The sequence below is a fragment of the Bacillus sp. EB106-06-01-XG163 genome (genome assembly GCF_058791615.1).
Genome location: NZ_JBYTDS010000023.1, coordinates 12,139 through 33,875, shown reverse-complemented (window position 1 = coordinate 33,875; position 21,737 = coordinate 12,139). Strand labels below are relative to the sequence as shown.

Annotated in this window: 21 protein-coding genes and 1 pseudogene; 14 read left to right on the top strand and 8 right to left on the bottom strand. The window is 45.7% G+C overall.

Annotated features, from left to right (window positions below):
- Positions 1-299 precede the first annotated feature (299 nt).
- From artP to AC3WTF_RS18925, 5 genes are all read left to right on the top strand, one after another.
- Positions 300-1,067, top strand: a complete 768-nt coding sequence (gene artP / locus AC3WTF_RS18945; RefSeq protein WP_007408386.1) for an arginine ABC transporter substrate-binding protein ArtP — start codon at positions 300-302, stop codon at positions 1,065-1,067.
- Positions 1,068-1,128: 61 nt separating this feature from the next.
- Positions 1,129-1,788, top strand: a complete 660-nt coding sequence (gene artQ, locus AC3WTF_RS18940; protein WP_003153227.1) for an arginine ABC transporter permease ArtQ — start codon at positions 1,129-1,131, stop codon at positions 1,786-1,788.
- The gene (artM, locus tag AC3WTF_RS18935) at positions 1,781-2,503 is read left to right on the top strand and encodes an arginine ABC transporter ATP-binding protein ArtM (RefSeq protein WP_007408387.1); all 723 of its coding nucleotides are present in this window, start codon (positions 1,781-1,783) and stop codon (positions 2,501-2,503) included. The genes artQ and artM overlap by 8 nt, the downstream gene beginning before the upstream one ends.
- A gap of 76 nt (positions 2,504-2,579) precedes the next feature.
- Positions 2,580-3,533 carry an aromatic acid exporter family protein gene (locus AC3WTF_RS18930; RefSeq protein WP_007408388.1) on the top strand — a complete coding sequence of 318 codons (954 nt, stop codon included), beginning with the start codon at positions 2,580-2,582 and terminating at the stop codon, positions 3,531-3,533.
- A 69-nt stretch (positions 3,534-3,602) separates the two neighbouring features.
- Complete coding sequence (locus tag AC3WTF_RS18925) at positions 3,603-4,133, top strand: L,D-transpeptidase (protein WP_020956060.1); 531 nt, start codon at positions 3,603-3,605, stop codon at positions 4,131-4,133.
- A 13-nt stretch (positions 4,134-4,146) separates the two neighbouring features.
- On the opposite strand, the gene prli42 is transcribed toward AC3WTF_RS18925, so the two are convergent.
- On the bottom strand, positions 4,147-4,242 hold the full coding sequence (gene prli42 / locus AC3WTF_RS18920; protein ID WP_007408390.1) for a stressosome-associated protein Prli42: 96 nt from the start codon (positions 4,240-4,242) through the stop codon (positions 4,147-4,149).
- A gap of 93 nt (positions 4,243-4,335) precedes the next feature.
- Here prli42 and mce point away from each other — a divergent pair, with 93 nt between their 5' ends.
- Genes mce through AC3WTF_RS18905 form a run of 3 tightly spaced genes read left to right on the top strand, consistent with a single transcriptional unit; the run spans position 4,336 to position 7,406 of the window.
- Positions 4,336-4,764: a methylmalonyl-CoA epimerase gene (gene mce / locus AC3WTF_RS18915; RefSeq protein ID WP_015240172.1), complete on the top strand. Its 429-nt coding sequence runs from the start codon at positions 4,336-4,338 to the stop codon at positions 4,762-4,764.
- Positions 4,751-6,274 carry an acyl-CoA carboxylase subunit beta gene (locus AC3WTF_RS18910; protein WP_020956058.1) on the top strand — a complete coding sequence of 508 codons (1,524 nt, stop codon included), beginning with the start codon at positions 4,751-4,753 and terminating at the stop codon, positions 6,272-6,274. Before mce ends, AC3WTF_RS18910 begins: the two co-directional genes overlap by 14 nt.
- Before the next feature lie 16 nt (positions 6,275-6,290).
- Positions 6,291-7,406 carry a tripeptidase T gene (locus AC3WTF_RS18905; RefSeq protein ID WP_492314336.1) on the top strand — a complete coding sequence of 372 codons (1,116 nt, stop codon included), beginning with the start codon at positions 6,291-6,293 and terminating at the stop codon, positions 7,404-7,406.
- A 114-nt stretch (positions 7,407-7,520) separates the two neighbouring features.
- Here the strand turns inward: AC3WTF_RS18905 and AC3WTF_RS18900 are convergent, their stop codons facing one another.
- Both AC3WTF_RS18900 and AC3WTF_RS18895 read right to left on the bottom strand, forming a co-directional pair.
- Positions 7,521-8,357 (bottom strand): membrane protein insertase YidC, encoded by an 837-nt coding sequence (locus AC3WTF_RS18900; RefSeq protein WP_020956057.1) that lies wholly within the window; start codon positions 8,355-8,357, stop codon positions 7,521-7,523.
- A gap of 32 nt (positions 8,358-8,389) precedes the next feature.
- Positions 8,390-8,671, bottom strand: a complete 282-nt coding sequence (locus tag AC3WTF_RS18895; protein WP_003153239.1) for a hypothetical protein — start codon at positions 8,669-8,671, stop codon at positions 8,390-8,392.
- A 75-nt stretch (positions 8,672-8,746) separates the two neighbouring features.
- Between AC3WTF_RS18895 and AC3WTF_RS18890 the strand changes: the two genes are divergently transcribed.
- On the top strand, positions 8,747-9,991 hold the full coding sequence (locus AC3WTF_RS18890) for a DNA polymerase IV (RefSeq protein ID WP_492314335.1): 1,245 nt from the start codon (positions 8,747-8,749) through the stop codon (positions 9,989-9,991).
- A gap of 108 nt (positions 9,992-10,099) precedes the next feature.
- On the top strand, positions 10,100-11,509 hold the full coding sequence (gene gnd / locus AC3WTF_RS18885) for an NADP-dependent phosphogluconate dehydrogenase (protein ID WP_007408395.1): 1,410 nt from the start codon (positions 10,100-10,102) through the stop codon (positions 11,507-11,509).
- 89 nt (positions 11,510-11,598) lie between these two features.
- Here the strand turns inward: gnd and zwf are convergent, their stop codons facing one another.
- Positions 11,599-13,068, bottom strand: a complete 1,470-nt coding sequence (zwf, locus tag AC3WTF_RS18880; protein ID WP_045208191.1) for a glucose-6-phosphate dehydrogenase — start codon at positions 13,066-13,068, stop codon at positions 11,599-11,601.
- Positions 13,069-13,276: 208 nt separating this feature from the next.
- Here zwf and rnz point away from each other — a divergent pair, with 208 nt between their 5' ends.
- Both rnz and rpmG read left to right on the top strand, forming a co-directional pair.
- Complete coding sequence (gene rnz / locus AC3WTF_RS18875; RefSeq protein ID WP_047935937.1) at positions 13,277-14,203, top strand: ribonuclease Z; 927 nt, start codon at positions 13,277-13,279, stop codon at positions 14,201-14,203.
- A 75-nt stretch (positions 14,204-14,278) separates the two neighbouring features.
- A complete protein-coding gene (rpmG, locus tag AC3WTF_RS18870) occupies positions 14,279-14,428 on the top strand; it encodes a 50S ribosomal protein L33 (RefSeq protein ID WP_003153246.1) in 150 nt (49 codons plus the stop codon).
- Between the two features lie 49 nt (positions 14,429-14,477).
- Here rpmG and AC3WTF_RS18865 read toward each other — a convergent pair whose 3' ends face one another.
- The 3 genes and pseudogenes from AC3WTF_RS18865 to AC3WTF_RS18855 all read right to left on the bottom strand — a co-directional run bounded on the left by AC3WTF_RS18865 (position 14,478) and on the right by AC3WTF_RS18855 (position 16,845).
- On the bottom strand, positions 14,478-15,251 hold the full coding sequence (locus AC3WTF_RS18865) for an alpha/beta fold hydrolase (RefSeq protein WP_047935936.1): 774 nt from the start codon (positions 15,249-15,251) through the stop codon (positions 14,478-14,480).
- A gap of 113 nt (positions 15,252-15,364) precedes the next feature.
- Complete coding sequence (gene namA, locus AC3WTF_RS18860) at positions 15,365-16,381, bottom strand: NADPH dehydrogenase NamA (protein ID WP_003153250.1); 1,017 nt, start codon at positions 16,379-16,381, stop codon at positions 15,365-15,367.
- 139 nt (positions 16,382-16,520) lie between these two features.
- Positions 16,521-16,845, bottom strand: a pseudogene (locus AC3WTF_RS18855) (GlpM family protein).
- A 138-nt stretch (positions 16,846-16,983) separates the two neighbouring features.
- Here AC3WTF_RS18855 and AC3WTF_RS18850 point away from each other — a divergent pair.
- Positions 16,984-17,862 carry a LysR family transcriptional regulator gene (locus AC3WTF_RS18850; RefSeq protein ID WP_047935935.1) on the top strand — a complete coding sequence of 293 codons (879 nt, stop codon included), beginning with the start codon at positions 16,984-16,986 and terminating at the stop codon, positions 17,860-17,862.
- 333 nt (positions 17,863-18,195) lie between these two features.
- On the opposite strand, the gene loaP is transcribed toward AC3WTF_RS18850, so the two are convergent.
- Positions 18,196-18,726 (bottom strand): antiterminator LoaP, encoded by a 531-nt coding sequence (gene loaP / locus AC3WTF_RS18845; protein WP_007408401.1) that lies wholly within the window; start codon positions 18,724-18,726, stop codon positions 18,196-18,198.
- A gap of 733 nt (positions 18,727-19,459) precedes the next feature.
- On the opposite strand from loaP, the gene fabD reads away from it, so the two are divergent.
- Positions 19,460-21,718: an ACP S-malonyltransferase gene (fabD, locus tag AC3WTF_RS18840; RefSeq protein ID WP_216448348.1), complete on the top strand. Its 2,259-nt coding sequence runs from the start codon at positions 19,460-19,462 to the stop codon at positions 21,716-21,718.
- Positions 21,719-21,737: the final 19 nt, after the last annotated feature.

Here is a 21,737-nt window from a genome sequence, read left to right as displayed (position 1 = left end):
CCAGCCGCCGGTCACATACCGACAGCTGGCTGCTTAAAGGTGTTTTGATCCCTGTCTCAAAAACGGGGGTCAGTCCCAAGCGCTTGCGGGGTTTTTTATATGGAATCTGTATAAATATAAATATTTATACATCGGCGTTCAGCTGTCACTAACCTGAAAAACAATGACTATAATAAACACAGAAAGGAAAATATATTTTTCAAAAATAGTATTGCATCACAATTAAAAAGTGTTTAAAATACAAGTTAACGAATAAATATTCAAATTTAAGAGATCAGTAGATATGGGGGAAATGAATCATGAAGAAATGGCTGTTGGTATTAGCTGCCGCATGTATCACCTTTGCGCTGTCCGCTTGCGGATCAGGCAATTCAGGCTCAGAGGGCGGAAAGAACAAGCTGATTATGGGTACATCGGCTGACTATAAACCATTTGAATATAAAGACGGCGATCAGATCACCGGGTTTGACGTTGATCTGGCAAAAGCTCTGGGCAAAAAGACCGGCTATGACGTTGAGGTGCAGGACATGGACTTCAACAGCCTGATTACAGCCTTGAAGTCCAAGCAGGTAGATATGATTTTATCTGGAATGACACCTACACCGGAACGGAAAAAGCAAGTTGATTTTTCTGATATTTATTATACTGCTAACAATATGATCGTTACGAAAAAGGGAAGCAGCATGAAATCCCTGAATGATCTGAAAGGCAAAACTGTCGGTGTTCAGCTCGGCTCCATTCAAGAGGAAAAAGGCAAGAAGCTCGCTTCGAAATACGGTTTTCAGCTCGAAGACCGCAACCGGATTTCAGACTTAACCGAAGAGATCAAATCCGGGCGTTTTGATGCCGCGATTATCGAAGACATCGTAGCACAAGGCTATTTCAGTTCAAATCAAGATCTGCAGGGCTTTGCGTCAGCAGATGCGAAATCAGACGAATCGGGTTCCGCGATTGCGTTCCGCAAAGACAGTGATCTGACAGCGAAGTTCAACAAAGCGCTGAAAGAAATGGAGAAAAACGGAGAAATCGAAAAACTGAAGAAAAAATGGTTCACCAACGAGAAATAAAAGAAAGCTCAACTTTTCGTTGAGCTTTTTATCTTGAATAAAGACAAAGGAGATCACACGTATGAATTTGGATTTCTCAGCGACAATCCCCCAAATTCCTTTTATATTGGAAGGCCTTGCGGTCACATTAAAAATTGTGCTCGTTTCAGCGGTCATCGGTCTTGTATTAGGCATCGTGCTCAGCTTATTTAAAATCAGCACGATCAGTCCGCTGAAATGGATTGCGGATTTTTATACTTCGATATTCCGCGGCACGCCGCTTGTGCTGCAGCTGATGATCATTTATTTCGGTATGCCGCAGCTTCTGGGCTTTCAGATCGATCAATTTTGGGCGGCGGTCACCGCATTATCGCTCAATTCAGCCGCTTACGTCTCTGAAATTATCAGAGCGGGAATCAACGCAATTGACAAAGGACAAAAAGAGGCTGCCGTCGCTCTCGGCGTGCCGTACGGAAAAATGATGAAAGATCTGCTGCTGCCGCAGGCGTTTAAAAACATTTCTCCGGCTATTATTAACGAATTAATCACCTTAACGAAAGAATCGGCGATCGTCACAGTTATCGGTCTTGGCGACATTATGAGACGGGCCTACCAGTCCGGTGCCGCAACATACAACTATTTAGAACCTCTTATTGTGGCGGGCTTAATCTATTACGTGCTCGTTTTGATCTTAGCATTCATCGGAAAAGGCGTAGAAAGGAAGCTGAAAGCCAATGATTAAGGTCGACAACCTGTCAAAATCATTCGGGAAACATGAAGTACTGAAAAACATTTCAACACAGATCGAAGAAGGGGAAGTCGTCGCTGTCATCGGTCCTTCCGGTTCCGGCAAATCAACGTTTCTGCGCTGCTTAAATCTGCTGGAAAACCCAAGCGGCGGAACGATTGCCATTAAAGAAAATGAAATTACCGCAGCTAAAACGAATAAACTGAAAGTGCGGGAAAATATCGGCATGGTATTTCAGCATTTTCATTTGTTTCCTCATAAAACGGTGCTTGAAAATATCACATACGCGCCGGTCAGCGTGAAGAAAGAGTCTAAAAACGAGGCGGAGGAAAAGGCGTGCGCCCTCCTTGAAAAAGTCGGACTGCTTGACAAACGGAACGACTATCCGAACCGTTTGTCAGGCGGACAGAAGCAGCGGGTCGCCATCGCGCGGGCGCTTGCCATGAATCCTGACATCATGCTGTTTGATGAACCGACCTCGGCTCTTGACCCGGAAATGGTCAAAGAAGTTCTTGAGGTGATGAAAGAGCTCGCGCAGACGGGCATGACGATGGTGATCGTAACGCACGAAATGGGATTTGCCAAAGAAGTGGCAGACCGCGTATTATTCATGGATGAAGGGACGATCGTGGAAGACGGGCAGCCGGAAGAATTTTTTCTTTCTCCGAAGTCAAAAAGAGCACAGGACTTTTTAGAAAAAATATTATAAAATATAACTGGAAGAAAAGAAGAAGAATGCTCTTCTTCTTTTTTTTGAGAAAGAAACAAACAGAATGGAGCAAGCAATGTTTAAAATCGGTTACCGCACACTAAAGACCGCACTTGGAACGGCGCTGGCCATTTATTTAGCCCAGCTGTTGCATCTGCAAAACTTCGCATCCGCAGGAATCATCACCATATTGTGCATCCAGATTACGCAAAAGCGGTCGCTTCAGGCCTCGTGGGCCCGATTTGCCGCCTGTTTATTGGCGATCGTCTTCTCATATGTCTTTTTCGGGCTGATCGGCTATTATCCGTTTGCGATCGGAATATTGCTGGTGCTGTTCATTCCGACTACAGTCGTTTTAAAAATAAACGAAGGGATCGTCACCAGCTCAGTAATCATTCTTCATTTATATATGTCCGGCGGCATTACGATGGCGTTTATCTGGAATGAGTTCCAGCTGATCACCGTAGGTATCGGCGTCGCGCTGTTAATGAATCTGTATATGCCGAGCCTCGACAGAAAACTCGCGGCGTACCGGAAAAAAATCGAGGACAACTTTTCCGTCATCTTCGCCGAAATCGAACGGTATTTGTTAACTGGTGAGCAAGATTGGTCGGGGAAGGAAATACCGGAGACGCATCAGATGATTCAAGAGGCGAAAAACCTCGCCTATCGGGACGTGCAGAATCATATTTTGCGCCATGAAAATCTTTACTATCATTATTTTAAGATGAGACAGAAACAATTTGAAATCATTGAACGGCTGCTGCCGAAGATTACCTCTATTTCAATAACGGTGGAGCAGGGCAAAATAATCGCCCATTTCATCCATGAATTAAGGGAAGCCATTCATCCCGGCAATACCGCTCATAAATTTTTAAAAAGACTTGCAGAAATGAGAACGGAATTTGAAGAAATGCCGCTCCCGGCAACGCGCGAGGAGTTTGAAGCGCGGGCGGCTTTGTTCCACCTCCTCGGTGAGATGGAACAATATCTCGTGATTAAAAGTTATTTCAAAGGCATCAAGCTGTAAAAAACATATGGATCAATCGCATGAGTCCTCCTTTCATTGGTCATTCTAATGAAAAAAGGAGGGGAGCCCATGCGATTTTTTTTATTGTCAGCCGCCCTGCTGCTGTCTCCGCTTTGGCCGCTTGGCGCGAACCCTTTGCCGGGTGACCCTTATATTATCGTCAATAAAGCCACAAATGCGCTTGCTGTTGTGAAGGATAACCGAATACAAGGCATTTATCAGGTGGCGACGGGAAAAACGGATGATTTGACGCCTGAAGGAGAATTTACGGTAACGGTCAAAGCCGTCAATCCGTATTACCGGAAGAAAAATGTGAAGGGAGGCGCGCCGGAAAACCCGCTCGGCGTCCGCTGGATCGGTTTTGACGCGAAAGGAACCGACGGCAGGATATACGGCATTCACGGAACAAACAGAGAAGAGCTGATCGGGGGGTTTGTATCAAACGGCTGCATCCGTATGAAAAACCGGGATGTCATCCGTATTTTCCGGATTATCCCTCCCGGAACGAAAGTATTGATTACAAAAGAAAACCGCTCATTCGAGGAAATTGCAATAGAGCGGAAAGCCCTCATAAAAAAGCAGGAAACCCCCTTGCAATGAGGCGCCTGCTTTTTTACCGCAAATACATCATAATGCCTGAGAGGAGGGTTGAAAGTATAAATACGCCCAAAATGACGATGACGGCGCTTTTCATAAATTTTTGAGACATTGTTTCACTCCTTAAGATTACTGTCTATCATTTTAACGTGTTTTGCTTGTATGAACAAGCCATATCCTATGGCGGAAAGCAGGTGGCCGCGCTATGAAAAAACTTGATCATGTCGGCATTGCCGTCAGCTCTATTGAAGCTGCGAGAGGATTTTACGAACGGATGCTCGGGCTTACGTATATGGGAGACGAGCTGGTAAGCGGCCAAAATGTGAGAGTTGCTTTTTTAGAAGCGGGAGGCACAAAGCTTGAGCTGATTGAGCCGCTTTCGGACGCGTCTCCCGTCAGCTCTTTTTTACAGAAAAGAGGCGAAGGGCTGCATCATTTAGCATTCCGCTGCGCCGATATGAAGGAAACGATCAAGGAGCTTGAAGCATGCCGCATGACTTTGATCCATCATGAACCGCAAAACGGAGCGGGCGGGAAGAAGATCGCATTTCTCTCTCCAAAAGAGGCGAACGGGGTCCTGATTGAGCTTTGTGAAACAATTGAAAAAGGAGAAACTCAAGATGAGCATGAGTGATCATATCAGACACTTAAATGAAAGACGTTCCTTTTTAACAAACGGCGGCGGAGCGGAAAAAAATGAAAAACAGCACAAAAAAGGCAAGCTGACGGCAAGAGAAAGAATTGACTATTTATTGGACGAAGACAGTTTTTCAGAGCTGCAGCCGTTTGCCAAAAGCCGCATGCCCGGATGCCAGAATGCTCCGGGAGACGGCGTTGTTACCGGATACGGCACAATTGACGGACGGCCCGTGTATTTGTTTGCCCATGACTTTACCGTACTCGGCGGGACGCTCGGCGAGACACATGCGGAAAAAATCGCGGCGGTAATGGATCTGGCGGCGAAAAATAAAACCCCGATCATCGGGCTGAACGACTCAGGTGGTGCGAGAATTCAAGAGGGTGTGGTATCATTAAATGGATACGGTCATATCTTTAGGCGCAACGTCCTTTACTCGGGAGTGATTCCGCAAATTTCTGTCATCCTTGGGCCGTGTGCCGGCGGTGCTGTTTATTCACCCGCATTGACGGATTTTGTGATTATGGCGGAACATACGTCGCACATGTTTATTACAGGCCCGAAAGTCATTGAACAGGTGACGGGTGAACAGATTGACGCGGAAAGTTTAGGCGGTGCGGGAATACATAATGTGATAAGCGGAAATGCCCACTATTCCGCACGAACGGAAAAAGAGGCTCTTTCCGCTGTGAAAACCCTGCTTTCTTATCTCCCGCACGGCGGACAGACGGCATTGCCCGTTAAAAAGGAAGACGCCAGACCGTTATTAAACACCCTCGTTCCCGCGGACAGTTCGAAACCTTACGATGTGTTACAGGTAATAAAAGAGCTGGCGGATGACGGAACGTTTTTTGACATTCAGCCGTATTTTGCCAAAAACATTGCTGTCGGTTTTCTGAAACTCGGACGGCGTACAGTCGGTGTTGTCGCAAACCAGCCGAAACACTTGGCGGGGAGCCTCACGATTGATGCCGCTGACAAAGCGTCGAGATTCATCCGTTTTTGCGACGCGTTTCATATTCCGTTATTGACGATCGCTGATGTTCCTGGATTTCTTCCGGGCCTTCAGCAGGAACATGCGGGAATCATCCGTCACGGAGCAAAATTGCTGTATGCTTTTGCCGAAGCGACGGTGCCGAAAGTGACGCTCATCATCAGAAAAGCTTACGGAGGCGCCTATGTCGCCATGAATTCGAAAGGGCTCGGGGCAGATCTTGTATTCGCCTGGCCCAATGCGGAAATCGCCGTGATGGGAGCGGAAGGCGCGGCGTCGATTTTATACAGCAGAGACATACAGGCTTCTGACGACCCAGAGAAAACGAAGCGCGAAAAAAAAGCCATATACGAAAAGGAAAACGCCGGTCCGTATAAAGCGGCGGCCTGCGGAATGGTGGATGATATCATCCGGCCGGAAGACTCGAGGAAAAAATTGATTCAGGCATTTGACATGCTTGCGCATAAGGAAGAGGAAAGACCGAAAAAAAAGCACGGTAATATACCGCTTTAAACGGAGGGAACTGAAAATGGTAAACGAAAAACGTCTGCTTGAAGAATTTCTTGAACTCGTTCAAATTGATTCAGAGACAAAACATGAAGCGGAAATCAGCAAGGTGCTCAAACAAAAATTCACTGATTTAGGGTTGAGCGTAAAAGAAGATGATACAAAAGAAGTGACGGGGCATGGAGCCGGCAACTTAATCTGTACGTTAAAGGGCACAAAAGATGCGGATACGATTTATTTCACATCGCACATGGACACGGTTGTCCCGGGCAAAGGCGTTAAGCCGATTGTGGAAGACGGCTATGTAAAATCCGACGGCACGACGATTCTCGGCGCTGATGATAAGACGGGTCTTTCCGCAATGTTTGAAGCCATTAAAGTGCTGAAAGAACAAAACATCGAGCACGGCACCATTGAATTCATTATCACGGCCGGAGAAGAATCGGGATTAGTCGGGGCAAAAGCAATGGATCGTTCAGACATTACCGCGAAATACGGTTTTGCGCTTGATTCAGACGGAAAAGTCGGTAACATTATTGTAGCCGCGCCGACACAAGCGAAAGTGAGAGCAACCATTTTCGGGAAAACGGCTCATGCGGGGGTAGAACCGGAAAAAGGCATCTCCGCGATTACCATCGCATCAAAAGCAATCTCAAAAATGCCGCTCGGCCGCATTGATAAAGAAACAACGGCTAATATCGGACGTTTCGAAGGCGGCACGCAAACCAATATCGTCTGCGACCAGGTTGATATTCTGGCTGAAGCGCGTTCATTAGTGCCCGAAAAAATGGAAGCGCAAGTGCAGAAAATGAAAGAAGCTTTCGAATCTGCTGCAGCTGAGATGGGAGGCCGCGCGGAAGTGGACATCGCGGTCATGTATCCGGGTTTCAAATATCAGGACGGCGATCAGGTTGTGGAAGTCGCGAAAAAAGCGGCGGCAAAAATCGGCCGGCCGAGCGAACTTCAGACAAGCGGCGGCGGAAGTGACGCAAACGTCATTGCCGGCCACGGCATTCCGACAGTCAACCTGTCAGTAGGCTATGAACAAATCCATACGAAAAATGAAAAAATGCCGATTGAAGAGCTCGTCAAAACGGCGGAAATGGTCGTTGCCATTATCGAAACAGCGGCCAACTAAAAACGAAGCACCCAGTTGATTGGGTGCTTTTTTCATTCTTCATAATAATTGGCTTAAAGCCTTGCAGATACAAGAAAAAAACCCTGCCGGATAGGTTCCGGCAGGGTTTCAGTATTATGATTTGGCGGGCTCCGCCTGAGCCGCAGCTTGTTTCTTTTTATGATGCGTCTGCTGTAAAAGTACATTCTGCACTGTCAAAAATAGTCCGCTTGTAAACCAGTAAAGCGGCAGCGCAGCCGGTACGTTAAGTGAAAAAATGGTCATCATGACAGGGAAAATAAAGACCATGATTTTTGCTGACTGCATCGCGGCCGGATTTTGAGCAGCCGGTGAATATTTCTCGTTTAATTTTTGGGAAATATAAGCCTGTAAGAAATACATGGCCCCCGCGCACAGTGATACAAGAATATCAGAATGCCCTAAGCTGAACCACAGAAATGAGTGTGAAGCGATTTCCGGCGTTGAGCGGATGGCGTAATAAAAACCGATCAAAATCGGGAATTGCACCAGCATCGGAAGACATCCCATTGCCATCGGATTCAGATTGTGCTCACGGTAAAGCTTCATCATTTCCATTTGCAGTTCTTTTTGTTTCTCCGCATCTTTCGTTTGTTTCATTTTAGCCTGAATGCTGTCGACCTGCGGTTTGATCACAGCCATTTTTTCCTGGAACACCCGCTGTTTCTTAAATTGGTTCACAAACAAAGGCAATACAACGATCCGGACGATAATCGTCACCAGAATAATCGACAATCCGTACTCACCGTGGAACAGGCCCGCCACGCCTTTTAAAAGTGCCGAAAACGGCTCGATCAGGTAATCGTGAAAAAACCCGATATTCCCGAGGCCTCCCGTCTGAGTCTGAGATGTCGCTGCAAAAGCCGAGCGGCCTGTGCACAGTACGATAAAAAACAATCCGAATGCGATCCATTTTTGATATGTTTTAGACAATTATGTCTCCTCCTTTTTATCTTCACTTGCCGTTATAAAAGGAGGAAGCTGACATCTTCATCATCATTCGCCGGTGAATTCATGCGGATGACTTTACGTATCCAAGTTGTAATGCGATGATATATAATAATAAGAAAGTCTGTTCGGTTCAGCTGAACGACTGCTTGATGTTCATCTATTCGTTTCGTTCTCCAATGCTCGCCTGCGCGGCGCTCACGCAAAAGAAAAGCGATGCCGATCGCGGTCAGAGCGGGAAGAATAATTGTGAAAAAATCGACTAAAAATAAAAAGTCATTCATTGACTCAAGAATCATTTTATCACATCCATTCAGCTCTTATTTTACTACATATATATAAGGTTGTCTATGAAAGGAAAGGAGGCGCCGGGAGTGGACGGAAAAGGGAGAATTATATTTCATATCGATATGAACAGTTTTTATGCCTCCGTAGAAATGGCGTATGATCCGTCTTTAAGAGGAAAACCTATCGCCGTTGCCGGAAACGTGAAGGAACGGAAAGGAATCATCGTCACCTGCAGCTATGAAGCGAGAGCGCGGGGCGTAAAGACCACCATGCCGGTGTGGCGGGCAAAACGCCTCTGTCCGGAACTCATCGTCGTGCCTCCGAATTTTGACCGCTACCGGAGTTCGTCAAAAGAAATGTTCAGCATTCTGAGGGAGTATACGGATTTAGTCGAGCCTGTTTCTATTGATGAAGGATACATGGATATTACGGACACACCGCACAGCCACAGGGCGTATGAGACAGCCGAAGACATTCAGGCGAGACTGCAAAAAGAGCTTCTGCTTCCGTCAAGCATCGGCATCGCCCCGAATAAATTTCTCGCTAAAATGGCTTCTGACATGAAAAAACCGCTCGGCATCACCATTTTAAGAAAAAGAGAGCTGCCGGACGTATTATGGCCTCTTCCGATTGAAGAGATGCACGGTATAGGAACGAAAACTGCGGAAAAAATAAAAACGCTCGGCATCAAAACGATCGGTGATTTGGCAAAAGGAGATGAACATGCGCTGAAAACGCTTCTCGGCATAAACGGCCCGAGGCTGAAGGATAAAGCGAACGGCATCCATCCTGCAGAAGTCAATCCCGAGCGGATTTATGAATTTAAAAGCGTCGGCAACTCATCCACCCTGTCGCATGATTCGGCTGACTGGGATGAATTAATGGGCGTGTTTGACCGGCTCGCGCTGTCTGTGAGCGAACGGCTCCAGCGTAAGGAGGTCATGGCCTGCCGGCTGTTCATCATGATTCGGTATGCGGATTGGAAAACAGTCACAAGAAGCATGACCCTCAGCAATCCGGCTGATCAGAAAAAAGACATCATGGAAGCGGCGATGGAACTGTTTGACAAGCACTGGAACCAAAACCCGGTAAGGCTTCTCGGCATCACCGGAACGGAACTGGTTGAAAAACAGCAGGCGTATAAACAGCTTGATCTGTTTTCATTCAAGGAGGACGCAAAGGATGAGCCGATTTTTCAGATGATGAACGAGCTGAATGAAAAGTACGGCCAAAACCTGATCAGAAAAGGCGCCGTTATAAAAAAAGAAGAAAGCAAAACAAGGGGAACGAGCTTTAACAGAGACTTTTTCCAGGATGAAAAGAAAAGGTGAATAACTTGAAAAAAGGGGTTATGTATGATAATTTCTTTAGTATAAATATCATTTTATTTTAATTTAAATTTTAAAATGGTTAAACGTTTGAAGAAGGGACGTTAGAATATGTCAAAACAACAAATCGGAGTTATCGGTCTTGCGGTAATGGGTAAAAATCTGGCTCTTAACATCGAAAGCCGGGGATTTTCTGTGTCTGTATACAACAGATCAAGCAGCAAAACGGAAGAGTTTTTAGAAGAGGCAAAAGGCAAAAATGTTGTCGGTACATACAGCATTGAGGAGTTTGTCCAGTCTCTTGAAACACCCCGTAAAATTTTATTAATGGTTAAAGCGGGAACTGCAACGGATGCGACGATTCAATCTCTTCTTCCTCATCTGGAAAAAGACGATATTTTGATTGACGGCGGAAATACATACTATAAAGATACACAGCGCCGGAACAAAGAGCTTGCCGAAAGCGGCATTCACTTTATCGGAACGGGTGTATCAGGCGGTGAAGAGGGAGCGCTGAAAGGGCCTTCTATTATGCCGGGCGGCCAAAAGGAAGCGCACGAACTCGTGAAACCGATTCTAGAAGCCATTTCTGCTAAAGTGGACGGAGAAGCTTGTACGACATACATCGGCCCGGACGGAGCGGGGCACTATGTAAAAATGGTGCACAACGGTATCGAATACGGTGACATGCAGCTGATCTCTGAGTCATATTTCATTTTGAAACAGGTGCTCGGATTGTCTGCCGAAGAGCTTCACGAAGTATTCGCTGAGTGGAACAAAGGAGAGCTTGACAGCTATCTGATCGAAATCACGGCTGACATTTTCACTAAAAAAGATGAAGAAACGGGCAAACCGCTAGTTGACGTGATCCTTGATAAAGCAGGCCAAAAAGGAACGGGTAAATGGACAAGCCAAAGCGCTCTTGACTTAGGCGTGCCGCTTCCGATTATCACTGAATCTGTTTTTGCGCGTTTCATTTCCGCAATGAAAGAAGAGCGTGTGAAAGCAAGCAGCCTTCTGTCCGGACCAGACGTTAAGCCGGTCACTGAAAATAAAGAAGAGCTGATTGAAGCGGTCAGAAAAGCGCTCTTCATGAGTAAAATCTGTTCTTACGCACAAGGCTTCGCCCAAATGAAAGCCGCGTCTGAAGAATATAACTGGGATCTGAAATACGGTGAAATCGCGATGATCTTCCGCGGCGGCTGTATCATCCGCGCGGCGTTCCTGCAAAAGATCAAAGACGCATATGACCGTGAACCGGAGCTTGACAACCTGCTGTTAGACAGCTATTTCAAAAACATTGCAGAAAGCTACCAAGGCGCCCTTCGCCAAGTGATTTCACTTGCCGTAGCCCAAGGCGTGCCGGTACCTTCGTTCTCAAGCGCACTTGCGTATTACGACAGCTACCGTACGGCAGTGCTTCCTGCAAACTTGATTCAAGCGCAGCGTGATTACTTCGGCGCGCATACGTATGAACGCACAGATAAAGAAGGCATTTTCCATACTGAATGGATGAAGTAATGAAGAAGCCCCCGCAGTTATTGCGGGGGCTTTTCTGATATTAAAAACCGCGGGCCGTCATGAACGGCGCCGCGGTTTTTGATGTTTTCTTATATATTCCACCAGTGGAGACCGTCTTTTTCAAGAAGATCGTCCGAAGCTTTCGGTCCCATTGACCCGGCTTCATAATTCGGAGAAAGGGTTTTGTCGGCTGCCCACGTTTCGGAAATCGCATCGACGAAATTCCATGAAAGCGCCACTTCGTCCCAATGGGCAAAGTTTGTCGCATCACCGAGCAGACAGTCATGGATTAATTTTTCATAGGCTTCCGGTGTGTTCATTTCGTCACTGCAGTTGCTGCAGTAATCCAGCTTAATCGGCTGAGCATGAGCGGCTCCGCCTAATTTTTTAGCATTCAGATATAGTGTAATGCCTTCATCCGGCTGAATATGGATGACAAGCAAGTTCGGATTTACATTCGTTTCATTGCCGTAATAAAGGTTCATCGGAATGTCTTTAAATTGAACGACGATTTTCGTTGATTTTTCTTTCATCCGTTTCCCTGTGCGGATATAAAACGGAACGCCGGCCCAGCGGAAGTTATCGATCAACAGCTTTCCGGACACGAATGTTTCCGTATTAGAATCCGGTGCTACATTTTGCTCATCTGTATAGCTCGGTACAGCGTTTCCGTCAATCGTTCCCGCTTGGTATTGTCCGCGGACGAAGTAGTCGCTCACTTCGTTTGGGGCGACAGGGCGGAGAGCCCTCAGCACCTTCACTTTTTCGCTGCGGATTTCTTCCGTGTTCAGTTTAATCGGCGGTTCCATCGCCAAGAGAGCGACCATTTGTAAAATATGGTTTTGAACCATATCACGGAGTGCGCCTGATTTCTCATAATATCTTGCACGATCCTCAACGCCGAGATCCTCACTTGACGTAATCTGGATGTTTGAGATGTAGCGGTTATTCCACAGCGGCTCAAACAGCGCATTCGCAAACCGGATGACTTCGATATTTTGAACCATTTGTTTGCCTAAGTAATGGTCGATCCGGTAAATTTGATCTTCCGTGAAAGCTTCGCGTATTTCTTTGTTAAGCTCTTTCGCACTCGGCAGGTCATGGCCGAACGGTTTTTCAATGACGAGACGGGACCAGCCATTTGTCGCTGTGACACCTTCGTTTTTAAGTGATTTTGCGATAGTGCCGAAAAACTCAGGAGCCATCGCCAAGTAAAACATTCTGTTGTTCGGGATTTCATATGTATGTTCAAGCTGATCAAGCAGGACATTCAGCTCCTGATAGGAACCCGGATTCGTTACATCAAACGGATGGTAATAAAAATGAGATGTGAAATCGTCTATGTCTTTTTGCCCGGCAGAAGAAACAGACGTTTTAACGGTTTCCCGGAGGTCCTCGTTTGACCAAGGTCTTCTTCCAACACCTACAACTGCAAACTCTTCACCAATTTGACCATTTTTATATAAACGGTGAATGGATGGGTAAAGTTTTCGTTTTGCCAAATCCCCTGTGGCACCAAATATTACAATTACTGCTTTTGGTTTGTCGTTTGTTTTCACTTAGAGTACCTCACTTTATCTGAAGCATGGTTTAAAACCCCGCATATTTCCTTCATTTTAAATCTAAAATTCGTTGAAAGCAAACATTTCAGCCTGTTTTTTGCGGTTTGCGGAAAAAAATTAATCAGGCCGGAGAAGGCCCGGGTGAATTCACATTTTCAGCCTGATCCTGTATCCTTAGTAGTACAAAGATCTAGGAGGAAGCATTGTGGAATTATTATTTTTAGGGACGGGGGCCGGCATGCCGGCAAAGACGAGAAACGTAACGTCCGTCGCGCTGAAGCTTCTTGAAGAAAGGCGTTCCGTATGGCTGTTTGATTGCGGAGAAGCCACTCAGCATCAGATATTACATACAACAATCAAACCGAGGAAAATTGAGAAGATTTTCATCACCCACCTTCACGGCGACCATGTTTACGGTCTTCCGGGTCTGTTGGGGAGCCGTTCATTTCAGGGCGGTGAAGAAGAGCTGACGATTTACGGGCCAAAAGGCATTAAAGCCTTTATCGAAACAAGCCTGAACGTGACGGCGACTCATCTGACGTATCCTCTTACCGTACATGAAATCGAAGAGGGGACGGTTTTTGAAGATGAGCAATTCATTGTTACCGCAGCATCCGTCATTCACGGCGTGGAAGCGTTCGGCTACCGGGTTCAGGAAAAGGATATTCCCGGCGCATTGCAGGCCGGCAGATTGAAAGAAATGAATATCCCGCCCGGACCCGTCTATCAGAAAATCAAAAACGGCGAAACGGTCACACTTGACGATGGCAGAATCATTAACGGGCGGGATTTTCTGGAACCCCCGAAAAAAGGAAGAATCGTCGCTTTTTCCGGGGATACGAGGGTATCAGAGCGGGTAACGGAGCTGGCGCGCAATGCGGATGTGCTTGTTCATGAAGCAACATTTGCAAAGGAAGATGCAAAGCTCGCACATAATTATTATCACGTGACGACAGAACAGGCTGCGCAAACGGCAAAAAAAGCAGGCGCCAGACGGCTGATCTTAACTCATATCAGCGCAAGGTATCAGGGTGAATCGCCGATAGAGCGTCTCGAACATGAGGCGAAAGCGGTATTTGAAAACAGTAAGATCGCATTTGACTTCATGGAGGTCACTGTGGAGCGGTCTTAAAAAATGGACGCTTGACATTTTTTTCTGATGAGATATAATAAAACGTAATAATTACGATTTGAAGGGGTGAAAATGATGCGTGTGAATGTTACATTGGCCTGTACAGAGACAGGGGACAGAAATTATATTACGACGAAGAACAAACGGACGAATCCGGACCGGTTAGAAATGAAAAAGTATTCACCCCGGTTGAAAAAGTATACGTTGCATCGTGAGACAAAATAGATCACGATAACAAAAGCCATTGTGCCGTTGCACAATGGCTTTTGTTTTATCAGTTTACCGCCTGATAGGCAGGAGCATTCATTTGCTGGCGCACCGCGCACCAAACATCATAAATGGCAAGGTGGACGATGTGCGGTTCATCGTGGTGAATGGCATGAGAACTGTTTTTGGCCTGAATCCATCCGCTTTGATAAGAGACATCAAGCATGCTTCTGTGCAGTTTCACCCATTGTTCATGAGCGTGCTTTAAGCGCTCATCCCGCTCTCCCGATGATAAAATCAACAGCGGCATATCGCCGAAATGAATCTGCTGATGCTTGATCTGACGAAGGCTCGTCAAAAATTCCGCGTGTGATCCTTCTAATATGAACTGTTTCAAATAGGCGGCTTTCATTTCTTCGGGAAGAAGCGGAAGCACTTTCGTCTCCTGATCCTCAGAAACCGGATCAAGCATCACCATCCCGAGAATATCCCGGCGGTTCCGGCTCGCCCAAAGTCTGCTGATAATCGTGCCGTATGAATGCGAGACGACAAGGTAAGGAGGCTTGACGCCGGCCTTCAGAAGAAGAGCGTTTAATTCCTGTACCATATGGTCCGCCGTTCTCTTGTTTCGGCTTCGTCCGCTTTTGCCGATTCCGGCTCTGTCATATGTGAAAACCCCAAATTCTTCATCTATGTCAGCGAGTAATGATGTCCATGTTTCAGAAGAAGTGCCGTAGCCGGCTTCAAAGACGATCGTCACTTCGCCGGCGCCTTTACGGTGTTTCGTATAAAACGGACACCCGTCAATCAAATATGTCCTTTCCATCCATGCTGCTTTCATTGGAGTCATCTCCTCTAATTGGTTCTATAGGGAAGACGGAGAAGCTTCGGCAATCGTTTCTCGAAAAATAAAAAAAGAGACAGCCGGATCGAAAAACTCCGGCTGTCACTTCATCACCATGCTCTGTCGTATTGGACCGGTGACGGTATTTCAGTATTCAGCTGCTTCGCTGCACTCCTTGCAAAGTGCGGATCGCGCAGAAGTTCTCTCGCGACAAAAATAAGGTCAGCGCGGTTGTTTTGCAGAATTTCTTCGGCCATTGTTCCCGTCGTTATCAAACCGACGGCGCCTGTTGCGATTTCGGCCTGTTCACGGATTTTCTCCGCGAAGCTCACTTGGTAGCCGGGGAAGACGTTAATATCAGCTTGAACGAGTGCGCCTGAGCTGCAATCAATGAGGTCGACTCCCTGTTCTTTCATCCACTTCGCAAAACCGATATGATCCGCAATGTCCAGCCCTTTGTCTGTATAATCCGATGCAGAAATACGGACAAATAACGGGCCGTCCCAGACTTCCTTGACGGCTTCAATGGTCTCGCCTAAGAAGCGGTAGCGATTTTCATGTGAGCCTCCGTATTCGTCTGTACGGTGATTGGACAGAGGGGACAAAAATTCGTGCATTAAGTAGCCGTGTGCGGCATGAAGTTCAATAATGTCAAAGCCGGCTTCTTTCGCGCGCGCCGCTGCCTGTTTGAATTCCTGAATGGTTTCTTTAATTTGTTCTGTCGTCATTTCAGCCGGTGTTTTGGACTGCTCATCGAACGGAATGGCTGACGGAGCGTAAATGTCTCCCTCAAGCTCAGCTTTACGTCCGGCGTGCGCAAGCTGAATGCCGATTTTAGATCCTTGCGCTTTCACTTGTTCCGTCAGTTTGGCAAAACCTTCGATATGATCATCGCTCCAAATGCCCAAATCCTGATCGGAAATGCGCCCTTGAGGATTAACGGCTGTCGCTTCCACGATAATCAGGCCGACCTGTCCGATTGCACGCGATATGTAGTGCGCCATATGAAAAGGCTGCAGTTTTCCGTCCTTCTCATGTGAGGAATACATGCACATCGGTGCCATAACAATACGGTTTTTGATCGTTACATCTTTAACGGTCCATGGTGTGAATAATTTTCTGGCCATTTATTTCGCCTCCCGGAATGTTTTTAGACATTGATTATAACAACTCATGATCATTCAGTCATATAAACTGCTCACAACTGAACACATCGTTCTTATTGTTCTGGACGGGCATTTTTTTATACACAGCGTGGCCGTATCTTCATAACAGGCATTTACAGCCGATCATATAGCAAATATAGATGAGAAACGCACCGATGACTGCGTGGCCTCCTTTGAACCAGTTTGTCAGGATGAAAATACTGCTGATGAAGATCACTGCGCCGAAGGCACCGAATATTCCGTTTTTTTGAGCTGGTTCTGAAATCGTCGGGGCTCATATTTTTCAGCTGCAAGTGAATATTCAGTAACGTCATGATCGGCAGCAATGTGATAACGCCTGATAAGAATAAGTATTTCGATTTGCTTAAATACGCGGCGGCCACCATAACGGTGCCGCCGATAAAAAATTGAATGAGAAAACTCATGCTGAAACGCTCACCTTCTGTTTGTGATCAAGTATAATGATGGAAACATTGCCATTTTATTTTTGATTGATGTATAAGTAAACTAAATATAACTAATGCATTGGATAATAAAGAATGATATCTGGGAGATGAAGCCGGTTGGATTTAAAGAAGCATTTAGCCTTTATTAAAACGGTTGAAAGCGGCAGCCTGACCCAAGCCGCTGCCATATTGAATTACACACAGCCGAACATCAGCCAAATGATCAGTAAATTAGAGGAAGAGTACGGTTTTCCGCTTTTGATCAGACAGCGGCATGGAGTGAGGCCCACCGCAAATGGCTTGAAAGTGTTACATATTATGAAGGAAATTCAAAAAAACTATGAAAAACTGTCTGAAACCGTTGATAATATTAATGGGTTAGAAAGAGGGGAAGTCCGGCTCGGCACTGTTACGAGCGTGGCGGTAAAATGGCTGCCGAAAATTTTGAGGGAATTTAATGAGCTGTATCCTTCCATTAAGGTGCATCTGTTTGAAGGAAATTCTACTGAACTGGAAGAATGGCTGAAAGATGACCGGATTGATGCGGCGATCGGCACATCCCACAGCGAGAAGTGGCATTTTTACCCGTTGGGCGAGGATCCGATTGTAGCGGTGATGAGCCCGCAGCATGAATTGGCGCAATGTGAAACGGTTCCGTTACATGTCATGGAGTCCGTCAAATGTATCGTGCCTTATCCGGAGACACATTTTGATGTGCTGAAAGTGCTGAAGGAAGAAAAGATTACGCCGCGGGTCGCTTATCAAATCAGAGGGGATGAAGCGATTATTGCAATGGTGCGGAACAATCTGGGGATCAGCATCTTGCCGCAGCTTTTGGTGAATGATTGTGATGTGCTCATCAAACGGTTCGACCGGTATGTCTCCAGGCAGCTCGGCATTTTGACAGCTCATACAAAGGAGACGCAGACACCTTCTGTCCAGAAACTGATTCAATGCATACAAGAATGGGTTGCGGTCCGTCAGGCTTCTGTCTGAAGAAGCCTGATGTGCGTTTAAGCCGGTTCAGCATAATAGAACAGCATAAAATATGTCACCGGTTCATCCGAGGAATTAAAATAACTGTGCGGCATCGCCCGAAGTCAGCACATGCTTTTCGTCATCAAGCTCAACCGTCAATTCACCGCTCTTGATTAAAATGTATCTTCCCCTAAATGTGATTTTGCCTCATGGGCGCAGCCCGGCTTCAGGTCAACTATGTCAAAAAGTTTGACCGTGACGGTGGTGAGCGGGGTTATTTCGGTGTCGGGCTTTCGTTTGTATATAAAAAGGGCATCAACGGCACATGCTGTTGATGCTTTTTTTGAAATGCTAGGGTTTGGAGAGCACTTCAATTCCGACGTTGACCATTTTGTCCAGTCCCATAAAAGACAGGCAGATTTTGGCGCGTCTTTTTCTTTTATCGATCTTTTTAATAATGCCTTCCATTCCTTTAAGAGGCCCTGAGGCAACGGTTACTTTTGAATTTTCAATATAGACTTTTGAATAATCTACAGTGTCTCCTTCTCCGATCAGCCTAATGATAGGGAGGATTTCTTCATCCTTAATTGTCGTGAAATAGGTTTTACGCTCTTTGGAATAATATGCGCCGTTATTCACGATTCTGCATGAAATGGGGAGTTCTTTGATTTTATGAAATGTCCGCTCTGTCATCTTCGTTTTAAACAGCACATATCCCGGAAACATCTTTTTGAGTGCCTCGTATTTGATTCCGGCTTTTCGTTCTGTGACTTTTTTCTTGGGTATGATTGAGTAGAGAGCCTGCTCATCAAACTGCAGACGCAGAAATTTTTGAACTGTTTCTTCTTTTCCGGACTCTACAAAAAGTGCGTACCATTTCATGACTGGGTCCTCCTTAGAATAATAAGAAATTATTATACAAAGAAAGTATTTAATGGATAGTATTTAAAGTGATTAAAAATTTTTCTAATTCGTCTTTTTTTTACATAATATATGAAAATGAAAAATAAGTATAGACCCAATTGACAGAGAAGCGATGAATTTTCTTTGACATGAATAGGGTTCAGGGAATTATCTGACATTTATCCCGAAACAATTATGCCGACTGTCCACCGAACATAAAACTGTGGAATAAATGTCAGAAAATAACGAAATAAAGCCTTGACATTATTATCTATAAATTGATATTATTCTCTTTAAATAGCAACTATTTGTTAAATTTATTAAATTGATGTAAAGCACCTATTAAATTTCAATCGCTGTTTCGGCACGTTGAAGAGGAAATAGGGATTATAAAAATGATTGTAGTGTATATATCTACATATACATGATAAGGGAGAAGTGTGCCGTCATGGCTGTTTTCGGGCATATTGGCACTGCAGCTTGTCATGCGAAACATTCAGTAAACAAGCAAGATGTCTTTATATAAATTATGTTAGAAAAGGAAAACACAATGCGTTTGCGATTTCTAAACCTGTGCTGAATCGCAAACGCGTTTGTGTTTTTATTTTTATGCCGGTGTTTACACCAGTCAATATATGAAATAAGAGACGTTTTTGTATGGAGATCCACATGTGATGTACAAAATTGGCGATGCGGAAAGGATGAGGATAAGATGCTTACGTTTGTGTTCCCGGGGCAGGGTTCTCAATTTAAAGGAATGGGAGCCGGACTGTTTGATGAATTTCAAGATCTGACACGTCAGGCTGATGACATATTAGGCTACTCTATAGAAGAATTGTGTCTGGAGGATCCGAATCACCAGCTGGGGAAAACGCAATTTACCCAGCCGGCGTTATATACGGTGAGTGCACTCAGTTATTTAAAGAAAATGAAAGAGTCCGGCAGAGAGCCTGATTACGCCGCAGGGCACAGTTTAGGAGAATATAATGCGTTATTTGCGGCCGGCTGCTTTGATTTTGAGACCGGTTTGCAGCTTGTGAAAAAAAGAGGGGAGCTCATGAGCAAGGCAGCTCCCGGAGGCATGGCGGCGGTTTTGGGGTTTACCGCTGAACAAGTAAAAGAGGTTCTATCCGATTATCATCTGACCGGCATTGATATCGCTAACCACAATTCACCTTCGCAAATTGTGATCGCCGGAACGAAACAAGACATTGAAAAAGCGGGCCCCGTCTTTGAAAAAGCCGGCGTGAGAATGTACCTTCCTTTAAATGTGAGCGGCGCCTTCCATTCCCGCTATATGAAAGATGCTGAAAAAGAGTTCGCGGATTATTTAGAAGAAACGGCGTTTTTGCCTCTTCGTTTTCCGGTGATCTCAAATCTTCATGCCGCACCTTATAAGAATGATGAAATCAAAACAAATCTGACTTTGCAAATGACCAATCAGGTAAAGTGGACGGACACGATACGCCGTCTGATGGGACTTGAAAATAATGAAATTGCAGAAGTCGGGCCCGGGGAAGTGCTGACAAAACTGACGAGTCAGATTAAAAAAGATGCCGTCCCATTACCTATGCCGAAAGAAGAGTCTGATACTGCTGATGTTAAAGCATCGGCAGCTGATCCGCAAAAAACGGCGGGAATGAGATTAGGGAACGAAGATTTTAAAAAAGATTATAACATCCAATATGCTTACATGACGGGCTCCATGTACAGGGGAATTGCTTCGGAACAGATGGTCATTAAAGCGGCAAAAGCGGGAATGCTGGGCTTTTTCGGAACGGGCGGATTGAGTATCGAACGGATCGGACAGGCCATCGGCACCATCCGGTCTGCACTGCGGCAAGGGGAAACATTCGGAATGAATCTTCTTCATCATATGATGTCACCTGACAAGGAAGTCAGAATGATAGATTTATATTTGAAAAACGGCATTCATCTTATTGAAGCATCGGCATTTATGGGCATAACCCCCGCTCTTGTTATATACAGGGCAAAGGGATTAAGCAGGAATCATGACGGGTCGGTGTCAGTTCAAAACAAAATCATCGCGAAAGTATCCCGGCCTGAAGTCGCTGAGGCCTTTCTGAATCCGGCTCCGGCTCATGTGCTGGAAAGACTTGTGTCTGACAATCGGCTGACAGCCGGGGAAGCGGCGCTTGCAAAAGAAATTCCGATGGCTGATGACATTTGCGTTGAAGCGGATTCAGGAGGGCATACCGACCAAGGGATTCCGTATACATTAATGCCTGCCATGATCAGACTCAGAGACCGCATGATGGAGAAGCACGGTTATGCGAAAAAAGTAAGAATCGGCGCAGCGGGCGGCATCGGCACTCCGGAAGCGGCTGCTGCCGCGTTTCTGCTCGGCGCCGAATTTATCGGAACCGGTTCTATTAATCAATGCACGGTCGAAGCCGGGACAAGTGATTCAGTGAAAGATCTGCTTCAGGAAGCGAACGTGCAGGATACGTCATACGCTCCCGCGGGAGATATGTTTGAAGCGGGAGCAAGGGTGCAGGTGCTGAAAAAAGGCCTGTTTTTCCCGGCAAGAGCCAATAAACTCTTTGACTTGTACAGACAATACAATTCTTTAGATGAAATAGATGAAAAAACGAAAACATTAATTGAAGAAAAGTATTTCCAGCGCAGTTTTGAAGAAGTGTATGAGCAGTTGAAACGTGATAAATCTCCTGAGCAGATCGCCAAAGCCGAACAGAATCCGAAACACAAAATGGCGATGGTATTTAAATGGTATTTTTCTCATACGACAAGGCTCGCTCTGGAAGGAAAAAGCGAAAGTAAAATAGATTACCAAATTCATTGCGGCCCTGCGCTCGGCGCGTTTAATCAATGGGTGAAAGGAACCCCGCTTGAAAATTGGAGAAACAGGCATGTCGATCTGATCGGCAAACAGCTCATGGAAGAAACAGCCGGCCTTCTTGCGCAAAGGCTGGTATCGATTACAGGCTGAGTATGACCAGACATTACAT